The sequence below is a fragment of the Microcoleus sp. S36a_B3 genome, from assembly GCF_036700745.1.
In the GTDB taxonomy this organism is placed as follows: domain Bacteria; phylum Cyanobacteriota; class Cyanobacteriia; order Cyanobacteriales; family Microcoleaceae; genus Microcoleus.
The window spans coordinates 76,636-88,529 of the sequence record NZ_JAUBPN010000023.1 but is presented as its reverse complement, the minus strand read 5'-3'; the positions used below and the strand labels follow the sequence as shown (position 1 = coordinate 88,529).

Here is an 11,894-nt window from a genome sequence, read left to right as displayed (position 1 = left end):
GTGGTAGTCAACGGCTTGATTTTCATTTTAACTCCAGTCTCATTGCTTTAAATTTGGCAAAATATGAAGCTTATAATCGTCATTCATCTCCGGCTCCCTTTGTGTTTTTAATGGCATCTTACAAACGCTTAGAATTTAATAGCCATCTACTTTACACCTTTATTAACAAGTTAGATTTAGACCCTAACTTGATTTTAAATCACCCTAACCTCTCGTCAGTCCTATCCTATGGTACTCTTGCTGCTTAAAAACTGTCCGAAGTATTGATAAAGCTCAGAGGACTAAAGTCCTCACTACAAACTTGTAAGCATTATTTTATCCCAATGATATTGCTATGCGAAGATTGTAATTTCGCACCTTTAATATCTTTAAACTCTGCTTGATAGAACTAAGAATCGCCCTTTTTCTTTGTAGTTTCGGGAGGGCTGACATAGCGCGCCCAAAAAGGTTCTTTCATATTTTTGATCGCTGCTAGTTTTTGGCGTTCCTCCTTTATGTGGTTGCGTTCTGAAAAGTCAGAAAATATGTTGATAATGCCAATGGTTTCGCCGCCAGCACCTCGCACCGGTGCCGCCCAAAGCCAAACATCGATCGAACTACCGTCCTTTTTCAACAAACACACTTCCAAACCTTTGTGCAGTAAGCCATTACGCGCCGATGTCAGTAGCGCGGAAAAATTCTGCTTTTGTCCTTGAAGAATATTCGGTAAAGGTTGCCCCAAAGCCTCCGCCGCAGTCCAGCCAAAAAGTTTTTCGGCGGCACGGTTCCAGATAATAGTACGGCCATCATTGCCGGTACAATTAATCGCTATCGGTGCTGATGCCACCTGCGCTATCATTAATTCGTTCGCGAGTTGCAGTTTCAATTCTACTTGCTTGCGATCGGTAATTTCCTGACAAGCGCCCCACAAACGAACAACCCGCCCTTCAGCTTTGTCCCACACCGCTTGCCAGCAATCGCGCACCCAGTGCACCTCGCCTTTTTTATTAACAATTCGGTACTCGTTTGCTCCCGTGTGGCTGAAACTACAACCTTCTAACTGTTTAATTAACCTTTCCTTGTCATCGGGATGAACGAGTTGGGAATTCCACCAACCAAACGATTCTAATTCTTCAGGAAGCACGCCCGTGAAGCGCTCAAAAGCTTCTGTAGCCCACTCGCCCACAAACTTGCCGTCTGGGAGTGCCTTAAAAGAATAGGCAAAATCCGAAGTGATTTTCGACATAACTAAGTAGTGCGATTCCGACTCTCGGAGTGCGATTTCTGCTTGCTTGCGCTCTCGGATTTCCCGCGAGTTAATTATAATTCCCTGCACGCTAGAATCGTGAACCAAACTATTACCTGTCGCCTCCATGCAGATCCAAGAACCGTCAGCGTGGCGTTTCCGATATTCGATCGGCCCGGCAATTCCCGGCTCTTGTAGCAATTTGCCAAAATAGGTCTGCCAAGCCAGTAAATCGTCTGGATGGATTAACTCGCCGTGAAACTTACCAATTCTTTCTTCGGAGTTGTAACCCAAAACCCGCTGCAGAGCTCCGCTGTGGTATCGGACTCCCCCGTCGGAGCCGATAATACTAATGATATCGGGAGAATTCCGCAGGATAGCTTGCACCTTGGCTTCGCTTTTAGTTAATGCTTGATTGTCCCTGCGGTGCTGTCTCATTTCTTTTTCTAACTGCTCTTGTAGCTGTCTGATTTGCGTTGCTTGCTGCGCTACTGTGCGTTCCAAGAGGCGATTGTTTTTTTCTAGTTCAACCAGCTTGGCCTCGTTATCGCTCGCGTTTTCTAACTGGATGCTGGCTGCCACTTCCTGCAAACAATTGGATAAATTTTCTACAGTTTTTGTGAAAATAGCCTGTTGTGGGGGCGGCAATTCGCTAGCTTGTTCCTGCAACTTTTTTAAGTATTTGTAAACTATTTCTAGCATTTTATTAATGGGGAGAATCTAATAGTTGTCACAGGTGTAACTTCTATCAAGCAGACTAAAGTTTTTTTCAAGATCACCCATAACTAAGATTAGTGTATCGCGATCGATCGCGAACTCAACAACCAGCTATGTTTTAAGTTTATTTTCGATCGTAGCAACCGACAAAAAAAGTAAATTTTTGTTGCGCTCAAATCAAGATTGCAGCAGCAACCTCAAGAAGTGCTAGTGCGAGAGTCGGGAAACCGCCTATGCGCTGAATGTGGGGCCAGCCGGCCCTTAAGCTAAACTAGATGGGTGTCAACACAAAGAGGAATTTATGTCAGAGCAAGCCAACGCTCGCGATTTGTTTCGCGCTGCTTACGAACACCGCTACACCTGGGATGCGAACTTTCCCGGCTACAGTGCCGATATTGAACTCAAACAAGGCGACGAAGTATATACGGGCCATGTTTCCATCAAACCAGACATGAGCGTAGAAGTCAGCGGTATTGCAGACGAGGAAGTGAAGCAGAGCGTTTACACCCAAATGCGGGACATTGTGACCCACCGCAAGCGCTCATCATTTGAACAATCTCACGGCAAAAATAGCTTCACCCTCGGCGAGAAGGACAGCAGCGAGGCTGTGGATATTCTAGTGAAAGGCGACTCAATGGGCTCGAATTATAAAATCCGAGGTCTGTCAATTTGTCAAGTCAGCCGGGTGATGGGCCGCATGGCTTTCGTCATTGACACGCACAAAAGCTTGGAGACTCCCGAAGGTTCTTTGGCTAGCCACTACGATGCGGTTTTCCGCAACCCCGAAACCAACGAAATCATCAAAGAACTAGAATTTGAAGATACCTTTGACAAAATAGACGACTATTATGTCATGACGAAGCAAGTAGTGCGATCGAAAGAAAAAGGTCAACTGACAACAACCGAATTTAACTATTCCAACATCAAACTGCTGCAACCAGCAGTAGTTTAATCTTACAGACTGGGGTGCGCGGCCCGTCGCCCACCCTAAAAATCGAAGTTGCGCGTCCAAGACGGCTGGATTTGGCAGCAACTCAGGCTACGATCGAATAAACCCAATATCAAGAAATTATTTCAGAGGCAAACTATGACGACACTAGCACTAACCAGAGATAACGTGGAAACAGTTCTCGATGAACTGCGTCCCTACCTGATTTCCGACGGCGGCAACGTCGAACTCGTAGAAATCGACGGCCCGGTAGTACACTTGAGACTGCAAGGAGCTTGCGGTTCTTGTCCGAGTTCCACAATGACTCTGAGAATGGGTATTGAACGCCGCCTGCGCGAAGCAATTCCAGAAATTGCCGAAGTCGAACAGGTAATGTAATTAGTTAGTTGGCAGTTGGTAGTTGGCAGTTGGTAGGAAAGCAATTGGCAGTTGGTAGGAAAGCAATTGGTTGTTGGTAGGAAAGCAATTGGTAATTGGCAATTGGTTGTTGGCAATTGGCCCGAAAGCATTAACTAATAACAGCCGACAGTCAACAGCCAACAGCCAACAGCCAACAGTCAACAGTCAACAGTCAACAGTCAACAGTCAACTGACTGTTACCTTTTTTTGAATTACCATTACCAAATGCGATGTCTCACCCCCTTTACGTAGCCTTCATTTGGCACCAACACCAACCGCTGTATAAATCCCGAGTATCCGCTACAGCAAAAGAAGCTCAATACAGACTGCCTTGGGTGCGCCTGCATGGAGTCAAAGATTACTTGGATTTAGTGCTAATTCTGGCAAAATATCCCAAACTGCATCAAACAGTAAATCTGGTTCCGTCCTTAATTTTGCAGATAGAAGACTGCATCGCAGACAAAGCATTAGACCCTTACTTGGCGGTAACTCTCAAGCGAGCCGATGATTTAAACATCGAAGAAAAAGAGTTTGTTTTAGAACACTTCTTTGATGCCAATTACCACACCCTGATTCAGCCCCATCCCCGGTACGCTCAACTCTACACTCAGCGACAGGAAAAAGGCATTCAGTGGTGCTTGGAAAACTGGACTGTCCAGGATTTTGGGGATTTGCTGGCGTGGCACAATTTAGCTTGGATCGATCCGCTGTTTTGGGATGACCCCGAGATTGCCGGGTGGCTGAAACAAGGACAAGGTTTCCGCTTGGCAGACCGAAAAAACATCTACGCAAAACAAAAAGAAATACTGTCAAAAATCATTCCCCAGCACCGTAAAATGCAAGCCCAGGGACAGTTGGAAGTCTCCACAACCCCCTACACGCACCCGATTTTACCGCTGCTTGCCGACACCAACAGCGGCCGCGTAGCTATTCCTAACATGACTCTGCCAAAACATCGGTTTGAGTGGGCAGAAGATATTCCCAGACATTTGAGAAAATCCTGGGAAATGTATCAAGAAAGGTTTGATTGCAAACCGCGCGGTTTGTGGCCGTCGGAACAGGCGGTTAGCCCGGAAATTTTGCCCTACATTGCTAAACAAGGTTTTAAATGGATTGTCTCGGATGAGGCAGTATTGGGGTGGACAATTAAACAGTTTTTTAACCGGGATGGGGCGGGGAATGTTTACGAGCCAGAATTGTTGTATCGTCCTTATCGTTTAGAAACTCCTGATGGCGATTTGGCGATCGTATTTCGAGACCACAGATTGTCTGATTTGATCGGGTTTACTTACAGTTCGATGGAACCGGAAAAAGCAGCCTCAGATTTGGTGGGACACTTGGAGGCGATCGGCAGAACTCTCAAACACCGACAGTCAAGCGGCGAAACAGCTTTAGAAAATCCCTGGTTGGTGACGATCGCCCTTGACGGCGAAAATTGCTGGGAATTCTATCCCGAAGACGGCAAACCGTTCTTAGAATCACTTTATCAAACTCTCAGCGACAATCCAGATATCAAATTAGTCACAGTTTCGGAATTTCTCGACAAATTCCCAGCCACCGAAACAATACCCGCAGCCCAACTGCACACTGGTTCCTGGGTAGACGGTTCCCTGACAACTTGGATCGGCGATCCGGCAAAAAATCGCGCTTGGGACTTGTTAGGGGCCGCGAGACAAATGCTGGCAAACCATCCAGAAGCCACGGAAGAAAGCAATCCCGAAGCTTGGGAAGCGCTTTATGCGGCCGAAGGTTCCGACTGGTTTTGGTGGTTTGGCGAAGGCCACACGTCAAATCAAGATGCTATGTTCGATCAGTTATTTCGCGAACACGTAGCAGGAATTTACGAAGCTCTCGGCGAGGCTGTACCCCCGGAAGTGCGGCGGCAAGTAGAGCCGCATCACGCGGCTGGCGATCGCGAACCGCTGAGCTTTATTCACCCGATTATCGACGGTATCGGCAACGAACAGGATTGGGACAAAGCCGGCCGCATTGAAATTGGAGGAGCAAGGGGTACAATGCACCGGAGTTCGGCAATTCAGCGGCTTTGGTATGGAGTCGATCACTTGAATTTTTACCTGCGCGCCGACTTCAATGCTGGGGTGCGGCCGGGTATTGATTGCCCGCCGCAGTTAAACTTGTTCTGGTTTTATCCCGATCGCACGATGCACAACAGTCCGATCCCACTGTCGGGTTGGCCCGACGAAGCACCGCTCAACTATCGGTTCCACCATCAGTTAGAGATTAATTTGCTGACGAAATCGATTTGGTTTCAAGAAGCAGGAGAGGGCGATGAGTGGCATCCCCGCATCAGCAGAACCCAAGTGGGACTGGATAAATGTTTGGAGATAGCAGTACCCTGGGCGGATTTGCAAATTATGCCAGACTGGCAAATGAAGCTGATTGCGGTTTTATCGGAAGGGGAGCGTTATTCTAGTTGTATGCCGTTCGATTCTTTGATTGCGATCGGAATGCCGTAAAGAGTCAGTAGTCAGTTGTCAGTTGTCAGATTATGTTTGATTGTGTCCGGTAGGTCGATCGCGAAAAAAGAGGTTCGATCGTTCGGACTTTAGTCCTGTATTTTCCGAGGACTTCAGTTCTCACGACAAACCAGCTAGAAAAGAGGTTCGATCGTTCGGACTTTAGTCCTGCATTTTCCGAGGAAAAAAGTCCGAACGACAAACCAGATAGCAAGTGAATTCAGATGAAATTAAATCATTATTTATGAGGAAATAAATCAAATTCAATGAACCGCATTTTGCTCTTGGTCGATCGCCACCAACAACCTAATTTGCCGATCGCACACCTCAACACTCAACATGAGGTGATCGTACCCGATCGCACTTGCGAACCAAACTTAGAAGTTCACATTCCTAAAATTGCTTTTGACTTGTGCATTCTCGACGAGGCAAATTTCGATCGCCTCTGGCCGCTGATAGAAGCATTAAAAACAGCCGCCGAGCCGATATTTTTACCGTTTTTGCTCCTCGGCACATCCCAAACCCCCGCCCTCACCGAGCCGCATTTTGGGCAGCAAACACAAAAACTCGATCGCCGAATTGACGATTTAATCGCAACTCCCGCAGATGCAGCCCAACTGCAGTTGCGGGTAGAAAATTTGTTGGCCCGCAGGAAGCTGTCGTTAGAAGTTCACAGACTCCAAGAAATAATTAAACAACACACTGTTAGCGAAAGTTTGTTAATTGATTCGCTGCAAACGGCCAACAAAAACCTGCAACAGGAAATCGCTAAGCGGGCCGAGGCGGAAGCTGCACTGCGAGAAAACCTCTATCTCGACTTGCTAATGAATGCCATGCCAGATATTGTCTGCTTCAAAGATGGCCAAAGCAGATGGCAGCAGGCAAATCAAGCAATACTGGAATTGTTCGAGCTATCAGCAGATGAATACCGCGGCCTGACAGATTCTCAGCTAGGAAAACTCAGCCCTTTTTATCTGGAGGCGCTGCAGGCGTGCGAGGTGAGCGATCGAGCCGCGTGGGAAAAAGGTACGCTTTCTAGGGGTGAAGAAGTGATTCCCGGATCGAACGGTACTGTGAAAATCTACGACGTGATTAAAGTACCTCTATTTCACCCTGACGGCAGACGCAAAAGTATCGTGATTTTGGGCCGCGACATCACCGAATACAAGCAAGCTAGAGATGAACTCGTCCGCTTAGCGTCCATTGTCGAGTCCTCTGACGACGGGATAGTCGGCAAAACCCTCGCCGGGACAATTCAAAGCTGGAACGCAGGAGCCCAGAAGATTTACGGCTACTGTGCGGCGGAAGTTAAGGGGAAGTCGATCGAAATTTTAGCAATACCCGAACGCCCCAAGGAAATGCCCCAAATTCTGGAAAATATTCGGGCTGGAACTACTATCGACCATTACGAAACCGTACACTTGCACAAAAACGGCGAACAGATAGATGTGTCCCTGACGATTTCTCCGATTAAAGACGCTAAAGGAATGGTGACGGGGGTTTCGACAATCGCTCGCGACATCAGCGACAGCAAGCGAGTTGAAAAAGCCCTAGAACAACTCCGCCACCAAACAGAAATGATTTTGTTCTCCGCCGGGGAAGGCATTTGCGGGTTGAACAAACAGGGAAAAGTAACTTTTGTCAATCCGGCGGCGGTGAGAATGGCCGGCTGCGGCTCGAAGGAATGGATGGATCGACCGCTCTATGAAACCATAAACCGTTCTCACGAAGAATGCTCGCGGGCGATCGAGCTTTTGTCGCCTGCAACAGTCATCAATTCTGCTTCTGAACTTGTCGCCGACTACGCCGCCACGCCAACGGGAAAACTGCCCTTGCGGGTAAGTTCTCAAATTTTAGACACCTTAGCAGACGGAGAGGTTCGGCGCGTTAATGATGAAGTTTTTTGGCGCGTTGACGGCAGCACTTTTCCGGTGGAGTACGTTGTCGCTCCGATGCGAGAACAAGACCAAATTATTGGAGCCGTGGTGACTTTTAAAGATATCACCGATCGGCTTGCCGTCGAGCGCATGAAAGATGAATTCATCTCGGTTGTCAGCCACGAACTGCGGACACCGATGACTTCGATTCACGGCGCTCTAGGCCTCCTCAACAGTGGCTTGCTTGACGTTCACCCCCACAAAGCCAAGCGGATGCTGGAGATTGCTGTCACTAATACTGACCGCTTGGTGCGCTTGATCAACGACATTCTCGATTTAGAGCGCATGGAGTCGAGTTACAGCACTGCCGTCAAACAAACTTGCAATGTTGCTGAGCTGATGTTGCAGGCGGCTGACGAGATGCAGGGCATGGCGCTACAGGCGGGAGTTATTTTGTCCGTCAGGCCTGTGGAAGCTCTGTTGCGGGCTGTGCCCGATCGGCTAATTCAAGCCTTGACAAATTTGCTCAGCAATGCTATTAAATTTTCTCCGCCCGGGGCTACGGTTTGGCTGAGCGGGGAGTTGATGCACGATCGGGATTTGACAGCGCGATCGGACTTGAAGTCGCTATCGTCTCCTCATGCTGTCGCCACCAATCCGCACTTGTCGTCAGTGAGTTCGTTTATCGTGATTGCTGTCAAAGACCGAGGGCGGGGCATACCGGCAGACAAGCTAGAGATTATCTTTGAACGCTTTCAACAGGTGGATGGTTCTGATTCTCGCCAGAAAGGAGGTACTGGTTTGGGGCTGGCTATTTGTCGCAGTATCGTGCAGCAGCACGGGGGCAGGATTTGGGTAGAGAGTGTTTTGGATGAGGGCAGCACTTTTTTCTTAAGTCTGCCAATTCTCGGAGAAGGGCAAAGTTAAGGGAAGGCAGAAGGTATTCGATTTTAGATTTTAGATACTTCGGCTTGCTTCGGCTACGCCAGCCGACAAGTCGCGAGCGTACAAGTTTTTGATTTTAGATTTACTTGCAGCAGGGTTCGTAGTGTGGACTTTAGTCAGCAGCTTTTTCGGACTAAAGTCCGAACGATCGAACCAATCTTATTGCTGTCAATTGACCGGATACGATATTAAAGCTAAGGCCGGCAAAGTTATATTAAAAAAACCAGGTTTATTTGGTAATTGCAGTGCGTCCAAGATTGTCATTTTTGCGAGGATAGATGCGCCGGAACGGCCTAAAATCGGGATTTGAGGTCAAAAAGCCGATTTTTAGGGGGGAAAGATTTTACTGTTTTAAAAATTTAGTGTAAAGTTCGATCTGGCAAAACACTTTGCTTTACCAAACATTCACATTTCGCCTTTAATCTGAGAATAAGTTCTGATTGTTAAAAAAAATGTTAATTTTGAATGCCAAGCGCATCTTGGTAATTGACGATGCGGAAGATATTCGGGAAGTGGCTCAAGTGAGTCTTGAGGTAGTAGGGGGCTGGGAAGTCCTGACGGCGAGTTCTGGCCGCGAGGGCGTGGCTAAGGCTCTTGCAGAACAGCCTGATGCTATTCTCTTGGACGTGATGATGCCGGATCAAGACGGGCCTACTACTTTTAAACAGTTACAAGCTAATGATGCTACGCGGCACATTCCAGTAATTTTATTGACGGCTAAGGCTCTCGCTAGCGACAGGCGAATGTTCGCAGATTTGGGCGTTGTCAGTGTGATTGCTAAGCCTTTTGAACCGATGGTTTTGGCTGCTATGGTGGCTCAAGCTTTGGGCTGGGAGGAAGCATAGGTCGATCGCCCCTATTGAATTCTGTAGCCTTTAAAACAATTACTGCTGCTGAGCGATCGGATAAATAATAATTAGCAGGAGTATTTTGCTTTTTGTAACAAGTTGCTCATCTTCATAAGTTCTTCAGTTTTTAGTTTTAGTTTTATTACATGGTCGGGGATCGCTCCTGACTGTTGGCAGACACCTTTGGAGAAGACGACTATGCCCTCAGCTTACATTTTACTATTGATAGTTTCTCTGGCAGCCGTCTGGATTTACTGGCAAACCTCTCAAGATATTTTTGTGCTTGTGGCTGTGGCCGGACTAGGTTGTTTTCTTTGGGGTTTTTCTGTCGCGCCTTGGATGGTTCAGCTTCTGATTGTGATGTTACTGCTGAGTCTTCAAAAGTGGTACTTACGAGACACTCAACGTTGTGAGTGAAAAAAAAATTGTTGTGTGTGAAATTAATATCCGCCTGCATTCGTGAATCTCTGCAATGAATTGCCGATCGCTCCACATCTTAAATAAGGTTTAAAATATCATGAATAGTTGCCCTTGTTGTTCTTCTACACTGCTCCGCCACGCTCGCCACAATCGCATTTACTGGTTCTGCTCCCATTGCAGGCAAGAAATGCCGGATCTGTCGGAGATGATTTTAAATAACAGTCTGCGGTCTCGCCAACGGGACGGTTTAGTGAAGCTTCCTGCTTTGACTCCTAAATCGAGGATGTTGGGTTCGGTAGGAATTGCTTAGTGAGGATAAATATTCAGACGAAAAAAAAATGATAGTACCATCGGTTTTAATTTTTAATAAAAAATGCAAAAGCCCCTTCGTTATCAATGAAGGGGACTTATTAGCGGGGGGCGATCGCACTTGTAAAGGGGGTCGATCGCCACAAATTACAGCTCTTGTATAGAGTTAAGCTGATTACATCAAACCGATTTGAGAGAGAATGCCTTGACCGGTGAGGAGTTCGGTAGCTAAGCCGATCACAAAACCTAGCATTGCCAAACGACCGTTCCAAGTTTCAGCAAACTCTGTGAAGCCTACTTTTGCGTCTTTGTTTTGCACGATCGGATACCTCGTTTAATTTCAACCTTATGTAACTAAACTTAACACAACAGTAGAAACATTGCAACATATTTTTACATTTAGTTTTCAAATGTTGGCGATAAGCGGGATGGGCCCACGGGGAGAGGAGTTTGTGGGCGATCGCCCTTGTCAGGCGAGAAACCGGGTTTCTTGGGATATTTTCGGTGAGTCGTGGCAAAAACTCGTAGAAACCCGGTTTCTGAGGGTGCGTAACTGGCGGTATCAGGTGGGCGAAAATCTTCGTGACATCAGATATAAGGATGTCAAAAAAATTATTTTTAGTTAATACTTGACATCCAATAGTTAAAAGGTTATGTTAAAGGCAGAGCTAAAACTAAATATCGCATTCAAAATTAAGGAATGTTGATTGAGTCGTCTTAGCTACAGGGTTTATAGAACTGGAACAAGTTTCTAGCACCCCGTTGAGCGGAAAGTAAGTCTAATGTCGTGTTAACAAGTTGATACAAGCTTGAGAAAACCGAAACATTATAGAGTTATATTTCCCTTCAACGGGCTGCTACTAAGCTCCTTCCAGTTCTATAAATCCTGTAGCTAAGACGCTAATCAAATCCCAACAAAATTACAGTGTTTTGTGGTAACAGATTGTCCTGTGCTGAGATGTTCATTTTTGAGCAAATCCACAGGCAACGTTCCATTAATCCTAGATGCGTGATATGTCGAGGCTGTCCAGTCAACCTAATTTTAGGAAATAATACAATGGCGGACAATCATCGAACCACAGGCCAACAAAAAAGCCAGTCTCAACCAGTTGCTATGTTTTGGGATGGTCAGAACGTCCACTTAAAGCAAAAGGAAGCTGAATTATTGGTCGATTTTGCCAAATCAAAAGGGCGTTTAGATTGCCAAAATTTTTACTATAACTCGCAGTACGAAAATCAAGTTAACGACAAAAATCGGGCCGAAAAGCTTGGTTTTAAAGGCATTGATGTTCCCGATGGTAAAAATAGTGCAGATAAACAATTGGTGTTTGACTGTATTAAACGAGTTGCAATTAAGCCTTCTCCTGACATAGTTATCTTAGTCTCAGGAGATCGGGACTTTGCAGGTTTAATCGCCGTTTTGATGGCTTTGGGTAAAACAGTCATCGTTTTTGCACGCCGCGAAAGTAAAACAGTCATCGTTTTTGCACGGCGCAAAAGTGCAAGGAAAAAACTGATTAAGCTCGTTGGTGAGGATAACTTTCATTATGTAGACGAATTGTCTAGTTTGTGTGCAGGATGGAAACCCAACTTAAAAATCAAAAACAGTTATCAATAGAAACCAACCGATTATCTGCATAAAGCAGCACAGTCCGCCAGGGAATTAATTCCCTGGCTAATAGCGAAAGTCGGTTTAAACCGACTAAAAACAGTGTAAAAAAATATAAT

General features: G+C 46.3%; 11 protein-coding genes and 1 pseudogene. 10 read left to right on the top strand and 2 right to left on the bottom strand.

All coding sequences use genetic code 11. The features are described 5' to 3' along the window. A pseudogene (locus QUA01_RS21450) lies at nucleotides 1-248 on the top strand (transposase); the annotation flags it as partial. A 140-nt stretch (nucleotides 249-388) separates the two neighbouring features. On the opposite strand, the gene QUA01_RS21445 reads toward QUA01_RS21450, so the two are convergent. Further along, nucleotides 389-1,927: a PAS domain S-box protein gene (locus QUA01_RS21445; protein WP_194070662.1), complete on the bottom strand. Its 1,539-nt coding sequence runs from the start codon at nucleotides 1,925-1,927 to the stop codon at nucleotides 389-391. A gap of 316 nt (nucleotides 1,928-2,243) precedes the next feature. Between QUA01_RS21445 and QUA01_RS21440 the strand changes: the two genes are divergently transcribed. From QUA01_RS21440 to QUA01_RS21410, 7 genes are all read left to right on the top strand, one after another. Then, a complete protein-coding gene (locus QUA01_RS21440) occupies nucleotides 2,244-2,894 on the top strand; it encodes a DUF3386 domain-containing protein (protein WP_194070663.1) in 651 nt (216 codons plus the stop codon). Nucleotides 2,895-3,029: 135 nt separating this feature from the next. Next, a complete protein-coding gene (locus tag QUA01_RS21435) occupies nucleotides 3,030-3,269 on the top strand; it encodes a NifU family protein (protein ID WP_194012902.1) in 240 nt (79 codons plus the stop codon). A gap of 73 nt (nucleotides 3,270-3,342) precedes the next feature. Then, a complete protein-coding gene (locus QUA01_RS21430; RefSeq protein WP_333090227.1) occupies nucleotides 3,343-3,501 on the top strand; it encodes a hypothetical protein in 159 nt (52 codons plus the stop codon). A gap of 19 nt (nucleotides 3,502-3,520) precedes the next feature. After that, the gene (locus tag QUA01_RS21425; protein WP_333090228.1) at nucleotides 3,521-5,767 is read left to right on the top strand and encodes a glycoside hydrolase; all 2,247 of its coding nucleotides are present in this window, start codon (nucleotides 3,521-3,523) and stop codon (nucleotides 5,765-5,767) included. Between the two features lie 266 nt (nucleotides 5,768-6,033). Further along, nucleotides 6,034-8,571 (top strand): PAS domain S-box protein, encoded by a 2,538-nt coding sequence (locus QUA01_RS21420; protein WP_333090230.1) that lies wholly within the window; start codon nucleotides 6,034-6,036, stop codon nucleotides 8,569-8,571. A gap of 470 nt (nucleotides 8,572-9,041) precedes the next feature. Then, on the top strand, nucleotides 9,042-9,434 hold the full coding sequence (locus QUA01_RS21415; protein ID WP_194070666.1) for a response regulator: 393 nt from the start codon (nucleotides 9,042-9,044) through the stop codon (nucleotides 9,432-9,434). Nucleotides 9,435-9,635: 201 nt separating this feature from the next. Next, nucleotides 9,636-9,854, top strand: coding sequence for a hypothetical protein (locus QUA01_RS21410; protein ID WP_333090233.1), 219 nt, complete (start codon nucleotides 9,636-9,638; stop codon nucleotides 9,852-9,854). Between the two features lie 487 nt (nucleotides 9,855-10,341). Here the strand turns inward: QUA01_RS21410 and QUA01_RS21405 are convergent, their stop codons facing one another. After that, the gene (locus QUA01_RS21405; RefSeq protein WP_194010658.1) at nucleotides 10,342-10,485 is read right to left on the bottom strand and encodes a chlorophyll a/b-binding protein; all 144 of its coding nucleotides are present in this window, start codon (nucleotides 10,483-10,485) and stop codon (nucleotides 10,342-10,344) included. A 109-nt stretch (nucleotides 10,486-10,594) separates the two neighbouring features. Between QUA01_RS21405 and QUA01_RS21400 the strand changes: the two genes are divergently transcribed. After that, nucleotides 10,595-10,792, top strand: coding sequence for a hypothetical protein (locus QUA01_RS21400; protein ID WP_333090235.1), 198 nt, complete (start codon nucleotides 10,595-10,597; stop codon nucleotides 10,790-10,792). Nucleotides 10,793-11,223: 431 nt separating this feature from the next. Then, nucleotides 11,224-11,784, top strand: a complete 561-nt coding sequence (locus tag QUA01_RS21395; protein ID WP_333090237.1) for an NYN domain-containing protein — start codon at nucleotides 11,224-11,226, stop codon at nucleotides 11,782-11,784. Nucleotides 11,785-11,894: the final 110 nt, after the last annotated feature.

Bases quoted from the DNA above. Each gene is read 5' to 3' on its own strand.
- QUA01_RS21395 (WP_333090237.1), top strand. From the start codon at position 11,224: ATGGCGGACAATCATCGAACCACAGGCCAACAAAAAAGCCAGTCTCAA.
- QUA01_RS21420 (WP_333090230.1), top strand. From the start codon at position 6,034: ATGAACCGCATTTTGCTCTTGGTCGATCGCCACCAACAACCTAATTTG.
- QUA01_RS21425 (WP_333090228.1), top strand. From the start codon at position 3,521: ATGTCTCACCCCCTTTACGTAGCCTTCATTTGGCACCAACACCAACCG.
- QUA01_RS21415 (WP_194070666.1), top strand. From the start codon at position 9,042: ATGTTAATTTTGAATGCCAAGCGCATCTTGGTAATTGACGATGCGGAA.
- QUA01_RS21400 (WP_333090235.1), top strand. From the start codon at position 10,595: ATGGGCCCACGGGGAGAGGAGTTTGTGGGCGATCGCCCTTGTCAGGCG.
- QUA01_RS21445 (WP_194070662.1), bottom strand. From the start codon at position 1,927: ATGCTAGAAATAGTTTACAAATACTTAAAAAAGTTGCAGGAACAAGCT.
- QUA01_RS21440 (WP_194070663.1), top strand. From the start codon at position 2,244: ATGTCAGAGCAAGCCAACGCTCGCGATTTGTTTCGCGCTGCTTACGAA.
- QUA01_RS21410 (WP_333090233.1), top strand. From the start codon at position 9,636: ATGCCCTCAGCTTACATTTTACTATTGATAGTTTCTCTGGCAGCCGTC.
- QUA01_RS21435 (WP_194012902.1), top strand. From the start codon at position 3,030: ATGACGACACTAGCACTAACCAGAGATAACGTGGAAACAGTTCTCGAT.